This window comes from Ensifer sp. Root423, assembly GCF_001426275.1.
GTDB classification, from domain to species: Bacteria; Pseudomonadota; Alphaproteobacteria; order Rhizobiales; family Rhizobiaceae; genus Ensifer; species Ensifer adhaerens.
In genome coordinates, this window is the sequence record NZ_LMEG01000001.1 from 48,730 (window position 1) to 68,725 (window position 19,996).

General features: G+C 64.6%; 20 protein-coding genes. 5 read left to right on the forward strand and 15 right to left on the reverse strand.

All coding sequences use genetic code 11. The annotated features are described in order from the left end of the window. Positions 1-31: 31 nt before the first annotated feature. The 6 genes from ASD01_RS00280 to ASD01_RS00305 form a co-directional block, all read right to left on the reverse strand. Positions 32-1,459 carry a gamma-aminobutyraldehyde dehydrogenase gene (locus ASD01_RS00280; protein ID WP_034792090.1) on the reverse strand — a complete coding sequence of 476 codons (1,428 nt, stop codon included), beginning with the start codon at positions 1,457-1,459 and terminating at the stop codon, positions 32-34. Between the two features lie 24 nt (positions 1,460-1,483). Next, entirely contained in the window at positions 1,484-2,296 is an 813-nt protein-coding gene (locus ASD01_RS00285; RefSeq protein ID WP_034792091.1) for an ABC transporter permease, read from the reverse strand. Continuing rightward, a complete protein-coding gene (locus ASD01_RS00290; RefSeq protein WP_034792101.1) occupies positions 2,286-3,236 on the reverse strand; it encodes an ABC transporter permease in 951 nt (316 codons plus the stop codon). The genes ASD01_RS00285 and ASD01_RS00290 overlap by 11 nt, the downstream gene beginning before the upstream one ends. Beyond that, positions 3,233-4,231, reverse strand: a complete 999-nt coding sequence (locus ASD01_RS00295; protein ID WP_029742593.1) for an ABC transporter ATP-binding protein — start codon at positions 4,229-4,231, stop codon at positions 3,233-3,235. The genes ASD01_RS00290 and ASD01_RS00295 overlap by 4 nt, the downstream gene beginning before the upstream one ends. 194 nt (positions 4,232-4,425) lie before the next feature. Then, positions 4,426-5,586 carry an ABC transporter substrate-binding protein gene (locus tag ASD01_RS00300; protein WP_034792104.1) on the reverse strand — a complete coding sequence of 387 codons (1,161 nt, stop codon included), beginning with the start codon at positions 5,584-5,586 and terminating at the stop codon, positions 4,426-4,428. A gap of 183 nt (positions 5,587-5,769) precedes the next feature. Next, positions 5,770-6,678: a LysR family transcriptional regulator gene (locus tag ASD01_RS00305; protein WP_029742595.1), complete on the reverse strand. Its 909-nt coding sequence runs from the start codon at positions 6,676-6,678 to the stop codon at positions 5,770-5,772. A gap of 179 nt (positions 6,679-6,857) precedes the next feature. On the opposite strand from ASD01_RS00305, the gene ASD01_RS00310 reads away from it, so the two are divergent. Next, the gene (locus ASD01_RS00310; RefSeq protein WP_082572780.1) at positions 6,858-7,757 is read left to right on the forward strand and encodes an alpha/beta hydrolase; all 900 of its coding nucleotides are present in this window, start codon (positions 6,858-6,860) and stop codon (positions 7,755-7,757) included. A gap of 30 nt (positions 7,758-7,787) precedes the next feature. On the opposite strand, the gene msrA is transcribed toward ASD01_RS00310, so the two are convergent. Then, a complete protein-coding gene (gene msrA / locus ASD01_RS00315; protein WP_034792106.1) occupies positions 7,788-8,507 on the reverse strand; it encodes a peptide-methionine (S)-S-oxide reductase MsrA in 720 nt (239 codons plus the stop codon). A gap of 156 nt (positions 8,508-8,663) precedes the next feature. Between msrA and ASD01_RS00320 the strand changes: the two genes are divergently transcribed. Beyond that, a complete protein-coding gene (locus tag ASD01_RS00320; protein WP_034792109.1) occupies positions 8,664-9,065 on the forward strand; it encodes an ACT domain-containing protein in 402 nt (133 codons plus the stop codon). A 14-nt stretch (positions 9,066-9,079) separates the two neighbouring features. Here the strand turns inward: ASD01_RS00320 and ASD01_RS00325 are convergent, their stop codons facing one another. From ASD01_RS00325 to ASD01_RS00355, 7 genes are all read right to left on the reverse strand, one after another. Then, positions 9,080-9,499 (reverse strand): GFA family protein, encoded by a 420-nt coding sequence (locus tag ASD01_RS00325; protein WP_034792111.1) that lies wholly within the window; start codon positions 9,497-9,499, stop codon positions 9,080-9,082. 112 nt (positions 9,500-9,611) lie between these two features. Then, positions 9,612-11,210, reverse strand: a complete 1,599-nt coding sequence (locus ASD01_RS00330) for an MFS transporter (protein WP_051659242.1) — start codon at positions 11,208-11,210, stop codon at positions 9,612-9,614. Further along, complete coding sequence (locus ASD01_RS00335; RefSeq protein WP_034792113.1) at positions 11,203-11,667, reverse strand: SRPBCC family protein; 465 nt, start codon at positions 11,665-11,667, stop codon at positions 11,203-11,205. The genes ASD01_RS00330 and ASD01_RS00335 overlap by 8 nt, the downstream gene beginning before the upstream one ends. A gap of 159 nt (positions 11,668-11,826) precedes the next feature. Next, positions 11,827-12,390 carry a TetR/AcrR family transcriptional regulator gene (locus ASD01_RS00340; protein ID WP_034792115.1) on the reverse strand — a complete coding sequence of 188 codons (564 nt, stop codon included), beginning with the start codon at positions 12,388-12,390 and terminating at the stop codon, positions 11,827-11,829. Continuing rightward, the gene (locus ASD01_RS00345; RefSeq protein WP_034792117.1) at positions 12,387-12,881 is read right to left on the reverse strand and encodes an HPP family protein; all 495 of its coding nucleotides are present in this window, start codon (positions 12,879-12,881) and stop codon (positions 12,387-12,389) included. The genes ASD01_RS00340 and ASD01_RS00345 overlap by 4 nt, the downstream gene beginning before the upstream one ends. A 102-nt stretch (positions 12,882-12,983) precedes the next feature. Continuing rightward, positions 12,984-14,978, reverse strand: coding sequence for a CocE/NonD family hydrolase (locus ASD01_RS00350; protein WP_060643511.1), 1,995 nt, complete (start codon positions 14,976-14,978; stop codon positions 12,984-12,986). 74 nt (positions 14,979-15,052) lie between these two features. After that, positions 15,053-16,657, reverse strand: coding sequence for an ABC transporter substrate-binding protein (locus tag ASD01_RS00355; protein ID WP_051659243.1), 1,605 nt, complete (start codon positions 16,655-16,657; stop codon positions 15,053-15,055). Between the two features lie 162 nt (positions 16,658-16,819). Between ASD01_RS00355 and ASD01_RS00360 the strand changes: the two genes are divergently transcribed. Together ASD01_RS00360 and ASD01_RS00365 are read left to right on the forward strand one after the other, a co-directional pair. After that, positions 16,820-17,614, forward strand: coding sequence for a helix-turn-helix domain-containing protein (locus ASD01_RS00360; protein WP_029742607.1), 795 nt, complete (start codon positions 16,820-16,822; stop codon positions 17,612-17,614). Between the two features lie 54 nt (positions 17,615-17,668). Further along, on the forward strand, positions 17,669-18,010 hold the full coding sequence (locus ASD01_RS00365) for a PAAR domain-containing protein (protein WP_034792122.1): 342 nt from the start codon (positions 17,669-17,671) through the stop codon (positions 18,008-18,010). A 9-nt stretch (positions 18,011-18,019) separates the two neighbouring features. On the opposite strand, the gene ASD01_RS00370 is transcribed toward ASD01_RS00365, so the two are convergent. After that, a complete protein-coding gene (locus tag ASD01_RS00370; RefSeq protein ID WP_034792124.1) occupies positions 18,020-19,471 on the reverse strand; it encodes a LuxR C-terminal-related transcriptional regulator in 1,452 nt (483 codons plus the stop codon). Positions 19,472-19,651: 180 nt separating this feature from the next. Between ASD01_RS00370 and ASD01_RS00375 the strand changes: the two genes are divergently transcribed. Continuing rightward, positions 19,652-19,948: a DUF1127 domain-containing protein gene (locus ASD01_RS00375; RefSeq protein ID WP_127889278.1), complete on the forward strand. Its 297-nt coding sequence runs from the start codon at positions 19,652-19,654 to the stop codon at positions 19,946-19,948. Positions 19,949-19,996 lie beyond the last annotated feature (48 nt).

Here is a 19,996-nt window from a genome sequence, read left to right on the forward strand (position 1 = left end):
CATGCATTCTCCGCGCCCGGGGCGGTGAGCCTCAGCCGTGGTTGATCATGATGTGGCGAACGGCGGTGTAGTCCTCGAGCGCGTAGACCGACATGTCCTTGCCGTAGCCCGACTGTTTGACGCCGCCATGCGGCATCTCGTTGGTCAGCATGAAGTGGGTGTTGATCCAGGTGCAGCCGTATTGCAGGCGGGAGGCGGCCTTCATCGCCCGGGAAATGTCCTTGGTCCAGACGGAGGAGGCGAGGCCATAGTCGCTGTCGTTGGCCCAGGCGACGGCATCGTCCTTGCCGGTGAAGCGGGTAACGGAGACGACGGGGCCGAAGACTTCGCGGCGCACGATCTCGTCTTCCTGCGTGGCGCCGGCCACAACCGTCGGCTGGAAGAAGAAGCCGTCCGAGCTGCCGGCGGCACCGCCGGTGGTGATCTCGATGTGCTTCTGGTCGGCGGCGCGCTCGACGAAGCTCGCAACGCGATCGCGCTGGCGGCGCGAGATCAGCGGGCCGATCTCGTTTTCGGTGTCGTCGGCGAGGTTGTAGCGGATGGTCGAGACGGCCGAGGTGAGGTCGGCGACCAGCTTCTCGTAGATACCGGCTTCGGCATAGATGCGGCAGGCGGCGGTGCAGTCCTGGCCGGCATTGTAATAGCCGAAGGTGCGGATGCCGTTGACCACCGCTTCGAGGTCGGCGTCGTCATAGACGATGACCGGGGCCTTGCCGCCGAGCTCCAGATGGGTGCGTTTCACGGTCTTGGCGGCCGCCGCCAGCACTTTCTTGCCGGTGGCGATATCGCCGGTGATCGAGACCATCGAAATCTTCGGATGGTTGATCAGCGCATTGCCGACGGTTTCGCCGCGGCCGCTGACAACATTGACCACGCCTTCCGGCAGGATGTCGGCAAGCACCCGCGCGAGCTTCAGCGCCGTCAGCGGCGTCTGTTCGGATGGCTTGAAGACGACGGTGTTGCCGCCGGCGATCGCCGGCGCCAGCTTCCAGGCCATCATCATCAGCGGATAGTTCCACGGCGCGATCGAGCCGACGATGCCGATCGGATCGCGGCGGATCATCGAGGTGTGGCCGGGCAGGTATTCGCCTGCGGTCGGGGCGTGCAGGTTGCGCACGGCGCCGGCAAAGAAACGCCAGCAGTCGACGATCGCCGGCAGCTCATCATTCTTGACCGCATTGATCGGTTTGCCGCAGTTGAGCGCCTCGAGGGCTGCAAAGCCGTCCGCATCCTTCTCGATCGCATCGGCGATCTTCAAGAGATAGTTGGAGCGTTCGGCCGGTGTCGTCTGCGACCAGCTGGTGAAGGCGCTTTCAGCAGCGTCGACGGCCGCCTCGACCTGGGCATGCGAGGCTTCCGGCAGATCGACGATCTTGCCGCCCGTCCGCGGGTTCAGGATGTGTTCGTCGGCCTCGGTGCCGGCCTCGAAGCGCGATCCGATCAGCAGTTGGGTGTCCATGTCTGTTCTCCCTTGATAGTCGAGTTATTTGCCGGCGCCGGCGATCTGGTCGCCGTCGCGGGTGAGGTAGTAGGCGCCGAGGATCGGCAGGAAAGTGACGAGCACCACGACCATGGCAACCACATTGGTCACCGGGCGCTGGCGCGGGCGGATCAGCTCTTCGAGCATCCAGATCGGCAGCGTGGACTGCTGGCCGGCAGTGAAGGTGGTGACGATCACCTCGTCGAAGGAGAGCGCGAAGGCGAGCATGCCTCCGGCAAGCAGAGCCGTGCCGATGTTGGGCAGGATGATGTAGCGGAAGGTCTGGAAGCCGTCGGCGCCAAGGTCCATCGAGGCCTCGATCAGCGAGCCGGAAATCCGCCGGAAGCGGGCGACCGCATTGTTGTAGACGACGACGATGCAGAAGGTCGCGTGGCCGAGCACGATGGTCCAGAAGGAAAACGGAATATCGGCCATCGAGAAGGCGGAGCGCAGCGCAATGCCGGTGATGATGCCGGGCAACGCGATCGGCAGGATGACGAGCAGCGAGACCGTCTCGCGGCCGAAGAAGCGCGTCTGGCTGACGGCTGCGGCGCAGAGCGTGCCGAGCACCAGCGCGACCGCGGTTGCGATTGAGGCGACCTTGACCGAAAGCGTTAGCGCCGCCCAGACGTCGGGCCGGTTCCAGGCAACGGCGAACCACTGCGTCGTCAGCCCCGGCGGCGGGAACTGATAGCTCTTTTCCTCCGTCGTGAAGGCATAGAGGAAGATCAGGAGGATCGGCAGGTGCAGGAAGGCGAGGCCGGCGGCGGCCGCAATCTTCAGGCCCATCGGTGAGCGGTTTCGTTCAGAGCGCATCGAAGGCTCCCATGCGTTTGGCGACGAAGAGGTACGCGCCCATGATGACGATCGGGACGACCGTGAATGCGGCGGCCAGCGGGATGTTGCCGGCCGTGCCCTGCTGGGCATAGACGGCCTGGCCAATGAAGAGGCGCGACGAGCCGACGATCTGCGGGATGATGTAGTCGCCGAGCGTCAGCGAGAACGTGAAGATCGAGCCGGCGACAATGCCGGGCAGGGCCAGCGGAAAGAGCACGTGGCGGAAGGTCTGGGCCGGCGTGCCGCCGAGATCGGAGGAGGCCTCGATCAGGTTGCCGGGCACGCGCTCCAGCGCTGCCTGGATCGGCAGGATCATGAAGGGCAGCCAGACATAGACGAAGACGATGAAGGTGCCGGTATAGCTGACCGAGAGCGAGTTGCCGCCGACCACGGGTAGCGACAGCCAGCCGTCGAGCAGCCACATGAGATGCAGCTTTTCGAAGAACCAGGTGAGGATGCCCTCCTTGGCCAAAATCAGCTTCCAGGCATAGATCTTGACCAGATAGCTCGACCAGAGCGGCAGCATCACGCCGAGATAGAAGAGCACCTTCCATTTCCCCTGTGCGTAGCGCGCGGCGTAATAGGCGATCGGGAAGGCGATGACGGCGGAAGCGACGGTGACGGTCGCCGCCATCAGCACGGTGCGCAGGATAATGTCGAGATTGGTTTCGCTGAGCAGTTGGCGATAGGTCGCGAGCGTGAACTCGTAGTTGATCAGGCCCGAGAAATCGTCGATCGAGAAGAAGCTCTGGAGCAGAAGCGCAAACAGCGAGCCGAGATAAACGACGCCGAGCCAGAGCAGCGGCGGGGCGAGCATGATCAACAGAAGCAGATGCGGGTGCTTCCAGAAGAAGTCCGACAGGCGGCCGGCGGGGCCTCGGCGTTCAGGCAGAACGAGGGGTTCGGCAAAGGCGGTCATGCGTCCTCCATCGGGTGCAGCTCGTTTGCGGCAAAGCTGATGGTGACGGGGCTGCCGAGCGCGGGCACGGCGAGCGCTGCGGGGCTGGCGACCGCGACGCGGGCGCCATCGACATCGACGACGACACGGTTGACGGCACCGAGGAAGCTATGGGCCGAGACGGTGCCCGAGAGGCTGAGCGCGCCATCTACCGGCTGGGCGAGGACGATCGCTTCGGGACGCAGGCTCGCAAAGGGTGCCTTCAGCCCGAGCCGCTGGCAGAGCTTTTGCGGCAGCACGTTGGACGAGCCGACGAAATCTGCGACAAACCGCGTCTTCGGCTGCTTGTAGACGTCTTCCGGGCTGCCAAGCTGCTGGATGCGGCCATCGTTGAAGACGGCGATGCGGTCGGCCATCGACAACGCCTCGCCCTGGTCGTGGGTGACGAAGACGAAGGTGATGCCGAGCGACTTCTGCAGGCTCTTCAGTTCCTCCTGCATCTGCTCGCGCAGCTTCAGATCGAGCGCGCCGAGCGGCTCGTCGAGGAGCAACACCTTGGGCTTGTTGACAAGTGCCCGGGCGAGCGCCACGCGCTGGCGCTGGCCGCCGGAGAGTTGCCCGGGACGGCGGGTGCCATAGCCCGGCAGCTTGACCATGGCGAGTGCGTCCTCGGCCGCCTTGCGGCGCTCCTCGCGGCCGACACCCTTGACCATCAGCCCATAGGCGACGTTGTCGAGGATCGAGAGGTGCGGGAAGAGCGCGTAGTCCTGGAAGACGGTGTTGACGCTGCGGCGATAGGGCGGCACGCCCTCCGCCGTTTCGCCGAAGATCTCGATATGGCCGCCGGTCGGCTGCTCGAAGCCGGCCATCAGGCGCAGGCAGGTGGTCTTGCCGGAGCCTGAGGGGCCGAGCATGGCGAAGAACTCGCCCTCGGCAATCTCGAGGTTCACGCCATCAACGGCGCGCACGGCGCCGAAGTGGCGGGAAACATTGTCGAAGAGAACGGCGGTGGTCATTGTATGGCTCCGGGAAATGTGGCCCCTCATCCGCCCTGCCGGGCACCTTCGCCCCGCAGGCGGGGCGAAGGGGACGTGCGGCGGGCGTCTTGCCTCAAGTTCACGCCCTACGGTTTGGCCGGGGGCGTTCCCTCTCCCCGCGTGCGGGGAGAGGGTCAGGGTGAGGGGCAAATGCTTGCGATAGGTCTGACGGCTTAGCGGCCGCCGATCACGCCGATATAGTCGGAGACCCAGCGGTGATAGGGCACGCATTCGCCCTGGCTTTCACACTTCGTCACCGGCGTCTTCCAGAACTTGACCTTGTCGAAGTCCTCGTAGCCGTTGGTCTTGCAGCCGGCGTCGGTCAAGAGTTCGTTGCCCTTGCAGGCCGCACCGACCGACGGGTTGGCGCCGAACCAGGCGGAGACGTCGCCCTGGACCTTCGGCGACAGCGAGTGCTCCATCCACATATAGGCGCAGTTCGGATGCTGGCTGTCGGCGTGCAGCATGGTGGTGTCGGCCCATCCGGTCACGCCTTCTTCCGGAATGGTCGAGGCGATCGGCAGCTTCTCGGCTTCCATCAGGTTGACCTGGAACGGCCAGGAGCCGGAGGCGACGACGCCTTCGTTCTTGAAGTCGTCGATCTGGATCATTGCGTCGTGCCAGTAGCGGCCGACGATCTTGCGCTGGCCGCGCAGCAGCTCGAGCGCTGCCTTGTACTGGTCTTCATTGATTTCGTAGGGGTCCTTGATGCCGAGTTCCGGCTTGTGCTTCATCAGGTAGTTGGCAGCGTCGGCCACATGGATCGGGCCGTCATAGGCCTGGACGCGGCCCTTGTTGGATTTGCCGTCGGGCAGGTTCATTTCCTCGAAGACGACGTTCCAGCTCTTCGGCGCTTCGCCCTTGAAGGCGTCCTTGTTGTACATCAGCACGTTCGGGCCCCAGACGTAGGGCGTGCCGTAGTGGACACCATTGACTGTGTACCAGGGCGCGTTCTGCATGCGCTCGTCGATCGTCTTCCAGCTCGGGATGAGATCGGTGTTGATCGGCTGGACGCGCTTGCCGGCGACGAGGCGCAGCGAGGCGTCGCCCGAGGCGGTGACAAGGTCGAAGCCGCCTTCGTTCATCAGCGCCACCATTTCGTCCGAGGTGGCGGCGGTCTTGACCGAGACCTTGCAGCCGGTCTGCTTTTCGAAATCCGTGACCCAGTCATAGGCCTTGTCGGTCTCGCCGCGCTCGATGTAGCCGGCCCAGGCGACGATGGAGAGTTCGCCTTCGCCCTTGCCGAGTTCCTTCAGCGGCTCCTGCGCGAAGGCCGGGGCGACAAGGCCGAGCGACAGGGTCAATGCCGTGCAGGATTTGAGCATCTGCTTCATCTGAATTCTCCCAGTTTTGAGCCGCGTTTTGCGGCTTCGTTCCCAAGATGAAGCGTGCCTTCATTTCACCGTATTCGCAAATTCATTAAACAGAATGTCGCTTTCGGTTTTTCCGATATCGGTCACCCACCGGCACGCCAAAGGTGTGGCCAGTGTCGGGAGAAGACTAATAAATTTAGTGAATTAGCGCGGTCTGGCGCTTCTCAGCGCTTCGGCGATACCGACGAAATCGCGTGCCGATTGTGGCAGGCCGGAGCCCTTGCGCCAGACCATGCCGACCTGCACGACGGGAAGCGCGCCCGACACGTCGCGGCTCTCGATGCGGTCGCCTTCCAGCGACCAAGGGCGGTAGACGAGGTCAGGCAAAAGCGCGATGCCGGCGCCTGTCGCCACCAGGCTGCGCACCGCTTCGACCGAGCGGGTGCGGAAGGCGACATGCGGGCGGGCGCCAAGTGCGGACAAAAGCTTGCCGGTGTTCTCCTCGATTTCGTCCACTGTCAGCATGATCAGCGGTTCCTTGGCGATATCGCTGACGGAGATGATGTCGGCGCTGACAAGCGGATGGCCGATCGGCAGCCACAGGCGATAGGGCGAGGTCTCCAAAATCTCCGCCTGCAGCGCCATGCGGTCGCGCAGGTTGGAGATGACCATGACGGCGACATCGAGCTCGCCGCCGATCAGCAGATGTTCGAGATAGGAGCCGTTGTCCTCGATGGCGCTGACTTCCACGCCGGGGCAGGCGCGGCGGTATCGCGCCAGCAGATCGGAGAGCACGTAACCGGCCACCAGCGAGGTGACGCCGAGGTTGAGCTTGCCGCCGGTTTCCTCGCGGCTGTCGGAAAAGCTGCGGCGGGCGTCCGAGACATTGGAGAGGATCTTGGTGGCGTGGCGCAGGAACTGGTGGCCGTTGTGGGTGATCGACAGGCCCCGCGGATGCCGGTCGAAGAGCTCGACGCCGAGATCGCCTTCCAGCTCCTTGATCGCCTCGGTGATCGAGGATTGCGAGATCGAGAGGTTCTGCGCCGCACGGGTGATAGATCCCTGTTCGGCGACGGCGACGAAATATTGCAACTGTCTGAAAGTGAAGGCCATGGCGAGAGTTAATAGGTGCGAGGCAGGGCTGGCAAGCGGGTGGCCGATGCAACCGGATCGACCGCCGATTTTTTCCCGTCATGTCGGTTTTCGGACAGGGAGCCGGCACGCCGGTGCTAAGCTGCAGGCGACTTCGGGATTGCAGGGAGGACGACGTGGATCAGGTGACCAAGCGGCCGATGCCGACAGAGGAGGGGATCCTCGCCTTTCATCGCCGCTGCGAGGACTTCTATCCCGCCGACGCGGTCGACGCCTCGATCGAGCAGCAGCGCAAATGGTATGACGCGCTCTGCGCCGAGTTCGATGCGCCGAGCCCGGCCGGGCTGACGCGCATGGATGAACTCGTCGACGGCCGTATCCCGACCCGGCGCTACCGGCCGGCCAAGGTCTCGAGCGAAACGCGCATCTATTACATCCATGGCGGCGGCTTCGTCGTCGGTTCACTCGACAGCCATGATGCGATCTGTGCCGAGCTTGCGGATTTCGCTCAGGCCGAGCTGGTCTCGGTCGATTATCGGCTCGCGCCGGAGCATGTCTGGCCGGCTGCCTTTGACGACAGCTACGCCGTGCTGCAACACCTCCTGTCCGACGGCCGCCCGGTCGTCGTGGCCGGCGACAGCGCCGGCGGCAATCTCACGGCTGGCATCGTTCTCAAGGCACGGGCGGAAAGGCTTTCCGGCATCGTTGGCCAGGTGCTGATCTATCCCGGCCTTGGCGGCGATCTCGTGTCGGGTTCCTATGCCGACATGGCCGAGGCGCCGGGGTTGACGACCGCCGATGTCAGCTATTATCGCGATATCCTCAAGGCGCCGATGGGCAATCCCTTCGCCGCGCCGCTGGCGGAAACGGATCTCTCGGGCCTGCCGCCGAGCTATGTAACCGGCGCCTTCTTCGACCCCTTGCGCGACGATGCCCGCCTCTATGCGGCGCGGCTTGCCATGGCGGGCGTGAACGTCACCTTCCGCGAGGAGCCGCAGATGATCCATGCGTGGCTGAGGGCGCGGCACATGAGCGAGGGCGCGCGCGACGGGTTTCGCCGGCTGGCGGAAGGCGTGGCGGTCCTTGTCGGAACGCGTTGACGACCTGCTGTGTCCGTTTGAGAAGCGGGCCTAGCTCTTCGGCTTGAACACCAGCACCGGATTTGCCTGGAAGGCCTCGGGGAACAGGGTTCTCAAGTTCTCGATCTTCGGCAGGTCGTTGTAGACGATATAGGGGTGCGTCGGGTTTCGCGTCAGGAAATCCTGATGATAGTCCTCGGCAGCGTAGAAGCCCTTGAAGGGCGAAACCTGCGTGACGATCCTTGCCGGGAAGGCGGCTGATTTGCCGAGCTGGGCTATATAGGCATCGGCGATCCGCTTCTGTTCATCGGTGACGGTAAAGAGCGCCGATCGATACTGTGGGCCGTGATCCGGCCCCTGATAGTTGAGTTGGGTCGGATTGTGGGCGACGGAGAAGAACACCTGCAGCAGCCGGCCATAGGTGACGTCGCGCGGATCGAAGGTCACTTCCACCGCCTCCGCATGGCCGGTCTTGCCGCCGCTCACCGTCTCGTAGTCGGCGGTTGCCGCGGTGCCGCCGGAATAGCCGGAGACCGCTTTCTTCACGCCCTTAAGGTGCTGGAAGACGCCCTGCACGCCCCAGAAACAGCCGCCGGCAAAGACGGCGATTTCGGTCGAAGCGGATGACTTCTCGTCGAGTGACGGCGGCGGGATGACGACGGCCGGCTCCTGGGCGGCGGCGATGGGCGAAAACGCCAGCAACGCGGCGAAGGCCGCGGTCAATCTTGTGAGGGATCTGTCAGAGGTTTGTACCGACTTGCTGCGCGCCATCGCGTCCTCCCGTCGCCCGGCTCCAGCGCCGGTGTTCGATGACCTCATGTTTTCATGGGATTGGCAACGGTCAAATCGCGATCGCGTGCTTCACGCCAACGTGACGATCCGATACCAGTGGGCAAGCACGAGGCGTCGAGAACGAGGGACGATGACATGGCCGGAGTAACGGATCTCGCGAAACTGCTTTCGACGATGAACCCGGTGCTGTTTCCGCAGACCTACGTCTATTGTACCGTCGCCTATCAGGATCAGGCGCGCTACCAGGCGCTGGAGGCGCTTGCCACCTATCGCGAGGACGAGGGGCTGACCCTGGTCGTTACCCGCGCGGCCGCCGACGAGGCCGGGCTCGCCTATGGTCCGCTGCTTCGCCGCATCACGCTCAACGTGCATTCGGCGCTCGAGGCCGTGGGGCTGACGGCGGCCGTTTCGGCAGCGCTGACGCGCGAGGGCATCAGCGCCAATGTGATCGCCGCCTATTACCATGACCACATCTTCGTGCCGGAAGCGGATGCCGAGCGAGCGCTCGATGCGCTCCGGGCGCTGACCGTCGCCTGACTGGCCGTGTGCGCTCACATGAAGCGCGTGTCGGCGGGCGCGTTGAAGTGGTCGTCATCGCGGCCGTTTTCGTAGATGATCGGCGCCTCGGCGAGTTCCGCGTCGCTGACACCATCGAGGCAGGCGACATTGACCGCGTAGAAATGGCCGATGAAATCCTTGTGGTAGCCACGCGAGAAGGGCCGGACACCGCAGCGGCTGCAAAAATAATGATCGACGTCGCCCTCGATCCAGCTCGAATTGTCGGCCCGGTAGCTCGTCAGCCGGTCCTTGCTTGACGTGATCTCGAATTCTTCGCGCAGCGCAAAGGCCTTCTGCATGCGCGTCTTGGCGCAGAAGGAGCAGTTGCAGCGGCGGATGCCCTCGGCGAGATCAAGCTGGCATTCGAAGGCGATGGCGCTGCAATGGCAGCTGCCGCGATAGAGCTTCTTCATCGGTTTCCTCCCTGGGATTGGACGCAGATCATCGCCCGCCGGCCATCTGGCCGGCGCCGCTTGATATTGCGCTACTTTGCGTTTCCGGCCCGGCGTCTGGCGCCGGGCACCGTTAACCGGCGTTGCCCGAATGCGCCGGCTGATCGGCGGCCACCTGCGCCTTGCCGTCACCGTCATCGCTGGCCTTGCGCAGGAGCAGGAAGGCGATGAGTGCGGTGCCGAGCGATAGCAGCACGCAGATCGAGGCGGTGAAGGCGAAGGACTGGGTGAAGACGTCGCGCGCCGCCGTCAGCAGCCGTTCGGCTTCTGCAGGAGGCAGGTCGGCAGCCACCGCGACCGCTCCGCCGAGCGTCTGCCGGGCTGCGGCAACGGTTTCCTCCGGCAGGCCGGTGACCACCAGCTGGTCCATGCGGCCGCGATAGGCCGAGGTCAGCAGGCTGCCGAGCACGGCAATGCCGAGCGCGCCGCCGAACTCGAAGCTGGTCTCCGAGATCGCCGAGGCGGCGCCGGCGCGCTCCGGCGGGGCAGAGCCAACGATCATATCCGTCGTCAGCGTGCCGACCGGGGCAAAACCGAGGCAGAGCACCACGAGGCCTGTGGTGACGAGAAGCGGGCTGCTTGTGGTGCCGACCTGGGTGCAGATGGCAAAGCCGATCGCCGTCAGCACGAAGCCCGCCGCAATCAGGTTGGAGGCGGCAAAACGGGTGGCAAGCATCGGCACGGTCATCGAGGCGACGATCATCGCCACACCCGTCGGCACCGACCAGAGACCGGCGACGAAGGGCGTGAGCCCGAGCACCAGCTGCAGGTATTGCGCGACGAACAGGAAAGCGCCGAAGCCGACGAAGAGACCGAGGATATTGACACCAAGGGCGGCGCTGAAGGCCGGCGTCCTGAACAGCGCCAGATCGATCAGCGGATCGGCGAGACGAAGCTGGCGCCGCGCAAACAGGATCGCGACGACGATGCCGAGCAGGATGAAGAAGACTGCGATCGTATCGAACCCGGCCTCGGCGATGTGCTTCATGCCGTAGATCACCGAAAGCACGGCGACGAGCGACTGGGCGGCGCTGACGAGATCGATCCGGCCGGCCTCGGGATCGCGGAATTCCGGCAGGAGGATCGGCCCGAGGATGAGGATCAGCACCATGACCGGCACGGCGAGCAGGAAGACCGAGCCCCACCAGAACTGCGACAGCATCAGCCCGCCGACCACGGGGCCGATGGCGCCGCCGGCCGAGAAGCTGGCGATCCACACCCCGATCGCAAACGTGCGCTGGCGGTCGTCGAGGAACATGTTGCGGATGAGCGAGAGGGTGGAGGGCGCAAGCGTTGCTGCCGTGACACCAAGCACCGCGCGCGCGATGATCAGCGTCTCGGCATTCCAGGCGAAGGCGGCGAAGATCGACGCCAGGCCAAAGGCGACCGAGCCGATCATCAGCAGGCGCCGGCGGCCGATGCGGTCGCCGAGCGTGCCCATGGTGATCAGCGAGCCTGCGACCATGAAGCCGTAGATATCGATGATCCAGAGAAGCTGGGCGGCCGAGGGCTTGAGCTGTTCGGCAAGCTGCGGGACCGCGAGGTTCAGCACCGTCAGGTCCATGGAATAGAGCATGCAGGGCAGCGCCAGCACGGCGAGCCCGATCCATTCGCGCCGGGTCGCCTTCGGACCGGGCGCGTTTTCGGTTTCAAGGTTCGAAATCTCAGACATGGTCGACGTAATCCCTGAGCCGCTCGAGGCACTCGCCCCAGCCATCCTGGTGCGAGTCGCGCTCTTCGACGGTCTCGAATGGTGTTTGCTGGAAGGTGAGCCGCGTCTTGCCGCCGATATCGGCGAAGGAAACGGTGATCAGCGTGTCGCTGCCGGGCTCGCCGTCTTCGTCCCAGGCGAAGGTGAAGACCAGCTTCTCGGGCTCGCGCACTTCGCGAAAGATGCCGCTCATCCAATAGTCCTGGCCTTCGGGCGAGCGGATGCAGGCGCGCCAGGCCCCGCCCGGACGGAAGTCCATGTTGACCGAATGCGGCGTGAAGTCCTGCGGTCCCCACCAGCGCAACAGGTGCTCCGGCGTCGACCAGACCTTGAAGACGAGGTTTATCGGCGCCTCGAAGTCGCGCACGATTTCCAGGCTGATATCCTTGCGTGCTGCGTTTGCGGTCGCCGCTGTCATGAATCCTCCTCTGGGCGCCCCAATACGCCCAGTCTTTAACCGTAGAGTTATTTAACTTAGCGGTTAATATCCGTGCGAAAAGGCGATTGTCAAGGCAGGCTCAAGCCGCGATCTGATTTTTGTCAATTTGGGCGGGGGAGGAAGGGTGGTCGCTTGCTTTTACGATGATACGGGCAGGCGCGCCTTGAGGCGGGCCAGCACCCGGACGAAGGCGCCGGGGTCCTCGAGGCTTCGGGCAAGGATCAGCGCGCCCTGGATGCCGCCGACGATTTCCTCGGCAACGCCGTCGCACTCGGCGGCCGGTGTGCCGGCGCGTTCAAGCGTTGCGGATAGATCGGCACGCCAATCGGAGAAATAGCGGTTGAGTTCGCGGGCGAAGCGGTCGTGTGCGCCGCTCGTGGCGATTACCCCCATCAGGCAGAGGCGTCTGCCCTGGCGGAAGTAGCCGTCGACGGCGGCAAACATCGCGTCCAGCGCTGCGGCCGGGTCTTCCGCATTGCGTAGTGGCTCGAAGATGTGCGTGCGGAACCAGGCGGCGATATCGCCAAGCACGGCCTCTGCCATCTCCTCCTTCCCGCCGGGGAAGAAGTGGTAGAGGCTGCCTTTGCCAAGCCCGGTCTTCTCGGTGATCAGGCTGAGGCTGGTGCCGTCATAACCGTGCTCGCGGAAGATTTCCGCAAGCATGGCGATCACGTCCTTTCGCTCAGCGACGACGCGGCTCATGCGGGCTTCCTCGCGAGCGGATACTCGACCTTGGCGAAACGGTGGAACAGCGCGCCAACGGCGACGAGAATAAGCGAGCCGGTCAGCACCGGGAAGAGCAGGAATTCGAAGCCGGGATCGGCGGCGAAGACGACGAGCGGGTTGGCGCCTGCCGGCGGATGGGTGATGCGCAATGCCGCCATCAGCGCGATCGCCGCGCCGACGGCGATGGCGACCGCCCACCATTCATTCGGAAAGACGGTTCTGAGGATCAGGCCGACGAGGGTGGCAACGAAGTGGCCGCCGACGACGTTGGCCGGCTGCGACAGCGGGCTCGCCGTGACGGAAAAGATCAGCACGCAGCTGGCGCCGAAGGGCGCCATCAACATGGGGTGGCCGACAAGGCCTGTGAGGGCGCCGACGGCGGCGATGGCGACGAGGCCGCCGATGCCGGCAATCAAGCCGCGGTTGATATGAACGGGAGGCTGATGACGCGAGAAGAAATGGCGCATGGTTGTACCAATTAGTAAACTCTTTACCGATTGGTACAATGACTTGTGTGAGATGTCAATGCGGGGGCGGGGCAGCGCGTTGGAACCGGCCGCCCGTGCCCTTCACATGAACTCGCGGGGGATGCGCTTCTTGAAATGCTTCTCGAAAATCCGTGTCTCGCCCTCATAGGCGACGACCTCCGCCTCGGTGATCCACTCGCTTTTCGTGCAGTGGAGCGTCGAGGTCGAGACGGTACGCACAGACCAGCCTTCGCGCTTGGCAACACAGGTCCAGGTCGAGGTTCCGATCATCGACGAGGGGTCGTCCGGTGCGATCGACCAGGTCTCGTCGCGGATATCCTGGGTGGCAAGGCCCGTATCCGGATGTTCTGAAAGCCCGGTGTCCTCGTAGATACGGTAATGGGTCATGCCGTGGGTCATGTCGCGCTCGACGGTGCGGCTCGAAATACCGCGCGTCAGCTCGCGATACTTTGGCAGCGGGTCGGGGTTCTCCGGCTCGGGCACGGCGATCTCCCTGTGGGCGCCGAGCAGGGGAAGGGCGAGCGAGAGGCTTGCTGTGTCGATCGAAAGGCCCGGATCGGTCGGGGTGGGAAGGATCAGCGGCCAATAGGAGGTCGAGAGCGACACCCGGATGCGATTTCCCGCGCGGAAGCGGTAGCCGCAGGCATCGAGCGTAAGCGTGATGCGCGTCTTGCGCCCGGGCTCCATGGCGCGCGGCTGGGCGTTGCCGTCGCGATGCGAAAGGTTGAGCACGCCGAAGGCGACGCGGGTGGCGGTACCGTCAGGATGCACGTCGACGAGGCGCACGGCGAGATTGGCGGTAGGCTCCTGGCAGGTGACGTCGACGGTCAGCGTTGGCTGGCCGAGATAGTCGGCGGCATCCAGTAGCGGTGCCGTCTCGAAGGTGAGCGAGCCGGCATCGTCGATGCGCTGGTCGCCGGCCATTTCGGCATCGGGCTTCAGCGTGAAATACTCGCCGGATGCCGTGCCGGTATCGAGCGGCGATTTCAGGTAGACCTCGCCGATGCCGGTGCCGCCGGCCGACGGCGTCAGCCGGCCGTCATGGGAGATGCCGAAGAGCTGCATTTCCGGCGTTGCCCAGGCGTCCTTCGCCACCCAGCGGCCGGGATCGCTGTCACGCCGGAGCGACGGGCGGGGCCCGTCGAGAATATAGGCGCGCACCTGTGGCCCGTTCTCGGCGCCGTTTTCCTCGTCGCGCAGCCAGCGGTTCCACCAGCGGATCGCCTCGCCGTGGAAATCGGCGCGCGGCTTCGGAAAGGCGAAATGCGGGTACTTGTGCACCCAGGGGCCGATCAGCGCCTTGGCCTTGTCCCCAAGGCCTTCGACCGCCTTCAAGGGCGTGTTGCGGTAGCCGTCGGCCCAGCCGGCGATGACCAGCGCGGGGATCCCAACCCTGTCGAAATCTTCGCAGATCGATCCGTGCTGCCAGAATTCGTCTCGACGCTGGTGCTCCAGCCATTCCTCCATGAAGAAGGGCTCCTTCTCCAGCCGCTCCATCCACATCTGCTTCCAACGGTCGCCGACGATGGCGGGATCCGGCGAGCGCGACTGGTAGCCGAGCATGGTCGCCGCCCAGGACAGCTGGGCGGAGAGGTGGCAGCCGTTCTTGTAGTGGATGTCGTCGTTGTAGCGGTCGACGGTCGAGGCGATGGAGATGACGGCTTTCAGCGCCGGCGGCTTCAAGGCCGCGACCTGCAGGCAGTTGAAGCCGCCCCAGGAGATGCCCATCATGCCGACCTTGCCGTTTGACCAGGGCTGGGCGGCGATCCATTCGACGATCTCGCAACCGTCGGAAAGCTCGCGCGGCGTATATTCGCCGTCGATCACGCCTTCGCTTTCGCCGGAGCCTCTGATGTCGACGCGCACGCCGGCAATGCCGGCGGCGGCAAAGACAGGATAGGTGGATTCGTCACGCAGGCTCGTGCCGCCCTGCTTGCGGTAGGGCAGGTATTCGAGCACGGCCGGAACCGGATCGGCCTCCGTGCCGGCCGGCATCCAGATGCGGGCGGCAAGCTCGGTGCCGTCCTTCAGCCGGATCCATTCGTTTTCGATGACTGTGAATTCGCGCTCTGACATGTGGTTCTAACGATCTCTTTGTTTTCTCGGGAAATGCCGGACGCGAGCCCGCGTCCGGCTTTCGTCACAATGGCTTAGCTGTCGAACCAGACGCGGCTGCCGACGTAGCCGTTCGAGAGATCGTTGCCGATGTCGTCGACGAAGCCCTTGAGCGAAGCCGAGGCGGCGTTCACGTAATCGTTGAAGACGGGCAGGATCAGGCCGCCTTCGTCGCGCACCGTCATAGCCATGGTGTGGTACATTTCCTTGCGCTTGGCCTCGTCGAGCTCGGAGCGGGCCTGCAGCAGGAGCTTGTCGAAATCTTCACGCTTGAAGCGGGTGTCGTTCCATTCGGCGGTCGAGAGATAGGAGGTCGAGTAGCGCGAATCCTGCGTCGGCCGGCCGCCCCAATAGGAGGCGCAGAAGGGCTGCACGTTCCAGACATTGGTCCAGTAGCCGTCTTCCGGCTCGCGGCGCACTTCGATCTCGATGCCCGCCTTCTTGGCGCTTTCCTGGAAGAGCACCGCGGCGTCGGCAGCACCCGGGAAGGCGGCGTCGGAGGTGCGCAGCAGGATCGGCCGGTCATGGCCGGACTTCTTGAAGTGGAAGGCCGCCTTGTCCGGGTCATAGGCGCGCTGCTCGATGCCTTCGGGTGCCAGCGCATAGTTGCCGTTGACGGGATAGTCGTTGCCGAGCGTGCCGAAGCCGCCGAGCACCCGGTCGAGGATCGCCTGTCGATCGACCGCATATTTCAGCGCCAGCCTCAGATCGTTGTTGTCGAAGGGCGCGGTGTCGCAATGCATCAGGAAGCTGTAGAAGCCCTTGCCGGAGGTCCTGAGGATCTCGACGCGCGGGGCGCGCTTCAGGAGCGGCACGGTCTTCGGGTCGATGTTGTTGATGAAGTGGACCTGGCCGGAAGAAAGTGCTGCGATGCGCGCCGTCGTGTCGTTCATCACGATGATCTCGACACTGTCGACGAAGCCGCGGTCCGAGCGCCAGTCATCGGCGTTCTTCTCGAAGGTGGCGCGCAGGCCTGCCTCGTAGCTTGCAAGCTTGTAGGGGCCGGTACCAACGGGCGAGGCCGGATTGTCGACGCCGCCCTTCGGCTGGATGATCAGGTGATAGTCGGTCAGAAGCAGCGGCAGGTCGGCATTGCCTTCGGTGAGCGTCAGCACCAGGCTGCCTGCCTTCTCCTCGATCGTCTTGATCGAGCGCATCAGCCCGAGCGCGCCGGACTTCGAGCCTTCGTCCGCATGGCGCTTCAGCGTGGCGACGACGTCGGCAACGGTCAGCTTGCTGCCGTCGTGGAAGCTCACGTCGCCGCGGATCTTGAAGGTCCACTCGGACGCATCGGCCGAGGGCTCCCAAGATTCGGCAAGCGCCGGCAGGGGCGCGCCGGTCTTCGGGTCGGATTCGACCAGCGTATCACCCCAGAGGTGACCGATGACGAAGGAAACGGAACCGCTATAGGCGGCCGGGTCGAGCGAGTCCGTCGTGGCGCCGCCCTTGAGACCGAGCTTCAGATGGCCGCCACGCTTCGGCTCCTGAGCCCTTGCGTCCGTGGCGGCGAGCGTGCCGCCGAAACCGGCCGCAAGGCCCAATGCTGCCGTGCCGGCCAGGAAGCCGCGCCGGCTGAGGCCGGTCGAGGCAAGGCTCGCGGGGATAAGGAGGCCGTCAGGACGCTTCGTGAATTCGGTCATTCTAGGGTTCCCTTTGGAGTGATGCTTGTTAGGGAAAACCTAGCGTTTGCCGACCGGCACACAATTTCGCGACTTGACGCTTCTTTACGCTCTTTTACGCTACCTGAATGCTTCCTGTTCGACAGGGATTGGAAGCGCGTTGAATGGGGTTCGAAAAGCATCGTGCAGGACATCGACATCTTCGCCGCCAATCTCAAGTTTGCCTGTGCGACGCGACGGTCGATCTCGCAGATCTGCCGCGAAATCGGCATTAACCGCCAGCAGTTCAACCGCTACATCGGTGGCGAGGCGCGGCCATCGGCGCACAATGTGGCGCGCATTGCCCGCTTCTTCGGGCTTTCGGCCGAAGACTTCGCGTTGCCGGCCAAACAGTTCGAGGCGCGCATGACGCGCCCCGATCGGGACCGCTCGGATGCCGGCCTGCTGCTTGAGGGTTTCCCGGGCGACATCGCGGGCCTCCGGCGCCATGTCGGCTACTACCAGACCTATCACGTGTCGCTCTCCTGGCCGGGGCTGGTCGTCTGCTCCTGCGCGCGGATCTACGAGGAGGCAGGCTCGATCCGGGTGAAATCGATCGAGCGCATCCGCGATCCCGCAAACGAGATCCAGCAGTTCTCAAAATATGTCGGCCTCGTCACTCTCTGGCGAAACCGCATCTTCATCGCCGAGCGCAGCATCGGGCGCGAGCCGATGCTGGCGCAGACCATCCTTCTGCCGTTCGAAGTGCATCAGCGGGTCTATCTGCGCGGCACCACCATGGGGGTCTCCTGGCGCAAGGAAAACCTGCCTTACGCGTCCCGGATGATCTGGCGCTCGCTCGGGGCGCAGCCGGATCTGCGGCAGATGCTCTCACGCTGCGGCGTGCTGTCCTTCGGCTCGCGGCACCTGCCGCAGACGGTGCGAGCCTTCCTCGATACGCCCGATGCCGAGCTCTTGACCGTGCCGACCGAATATTGAGGCGGCGTCGCCATGTGGTAGGTTTCGCCGAACGCACCGATCGAGGAGGGGATCATGAAATCTGCTTTGGCCGCTATCGCCTGCCTTTGCTTCGCATTGCCGATGTCACCGGCAAAGGCCGAGGAGGCACGGGCGCTGATCCCGTCCTGTGCGCTTTCGGGTGCGTCCAGCGTGATGATCGGCGGGCAGCCGGCGCTCAGGCTTTCCGATGTCGCCAATTGCCCGCCGGAACTCTACGAGGTGGTGCCGAGCATCATGGTCGAAGGCCAGCCGGTGGTGCACTTCCGCGCCGGCAGCGGCGAAAAGGGCGACTGCTCGGCCAAGGGCGAGGCGACGGTGACCTTCGAAGGCGAGGCGGCGCAGAGGGTGGGCGACGTCGATTGCCGGCAGAAGTGACAGCTATCGTCAGACGAGCCTGGCCAACCGGGCACCCTCCCGAACGGCCGAAAGCGCCGGCGGATTGGAGATGGGATAGCCGGCAATGAAGCCCTCGACCGTGAACGACGGGAACTGGGTTTGCAGCCGCGATACGACCTCTGCCGCTTCCTCCATCTCGCCAAGGTACGCGTGTGCCATCGCCTGGAACATCAGTGTGTTCGGCGATTCCTGCGAACTCTTTTCAAGCGCGGACAAGCACGCGCGATAGCGCCCGACGACGAAGAGAACGCGCGCGAACATGCCGTGGTACCAGGGAGGGCCGAGCGGGTTGAGCGAGAGGGCGCGCTCGATGAAGGGAATCCCGTCGGCGGGATCGCCGACGATCAGGGCCTTGGCTCCCGCGAGCAGCGCCAGCGTATCGGCGTTGTTCCTGCCATATTCGAGCGCCCGGGCGTGGGCCTCGGCGGCACCCGCCAGATCACCGATGCAGGCTTTGAAATCGCCGATACAGGTATGGCCGGCCGGATCCGTCGGATCGAGCCGCAGCGCCTCCTCGGCGGCGCTGCGCCAGTTCTTTCTTGCGCTTTCGAGGTCGTCGCCGAAGCCGTTCGCCGCCTGGATGGAATGGGCATAGGCAAGTTCGGTCCAGGCGCGCGCCCGCCCCGGATCGAGCTCGATCGAGCGCGTCAGCAATTGCATGGCGGCGGCGTTGCCATCGGGGCTGAAGCGATTGTGCTGTTCGACGCCCAGCAGGAAGTAGTCATAGGCTTGCAGGCTGCCCGGCGGCTTTTGCCGGCTCGCCTTGCGGCCGATGGCGGCCAGCGTGCCGAAGCAGCCGGCGAGCACGTTGATGACGCTTTCGGTGAGGCTGTCCTGCAGCGTCAGCACGTCCTCCATCGTGCGCTCGTAGCGCTCGCTCCAGAGCGTCATGCCGGTGCGGGTATCGGAAAGCTGGATCGTCAGGCGGACCCGCCGGTCGTCCGCGCGCAGCTGCCCGGTGATGGCATAGGTGGCGCCGACCGCCTGGACGTGGTCTTCGAAGCTTTCCGGCCGGTTGCCGAGCAGCTTCATTGTGTGGAAGGCGATCACGGGCAGATCGGCGAAGCGCGCGAGATCGACGCAGATGTCGGATGACAGCCCGTCGGCGAAACGGCGCCAGCGCTCCTCCGGATTGAGGCTTTCAATGGGAAAGACGGCGAGCGTCGGCGAGGCGGGCTCGGCGTCGCGCAACGGCGCGACCGCCTCGGTCGCCGTCCTGCCGGCCACCATCTGCGCGACCGAGGCGGCAAGCTCGATCTTGTTGCGAACGCCGAGCTTGCCGTAGATCGTCGCCAGATGCGTGCGCACCGTCGACGGCGCGATAAACAGCGCCCCGCCGATTTCGCGATAGGTCAGGCCGGCGGCAAAACGCTCGGCCACGGCGCGCTCGCGGTCTGACAAGGCTTCGGTGGCGACCTGTGGTGTCGGGATACGGTTCATGGCTGCTTCCTGCCATCTGACCGGGCCGTTTTCAATGGCGACATAAGGCAAGGTGCCACAGTGCCTCTTGCGCGTCCAACGGGGCGCGCGGTGCTGCAGGCAAAATACTACAAATGCAGGAGAGGAAAACACAGCAGCTGCGCGATGTGGGACGCGTTCCACGGGCCTAAAGTTCCGACAATGTTTCAACGCCCTGAGGGGCAGGAAGAGGTGGGAACGGCGATGAGCAGCCTGCTTTCGGGAATGTCCGATTTCTATCATGCCGTCCGGCTTGATCTCAACCAGCCGGCCAAGCATCTGGCCGACAGCCTCGGCCGCCACGATCCCTTCCGGATCCTTGTCGTCTGGGAGGACCGCGTTCGCGTCCGCGAGCAACTTCAGCTTATGGCCGATCAATATCCGGAGCGGCTCAAGGATATCGGGATGACGAGGGCTGAGGTTCGCGCAGAGACGAGCAAGGCCTTCTGGCAACGCTGAGCTTGCCTGACGAAGGCATGAGACGGCGGCACGCGATCGTGCCGCCGT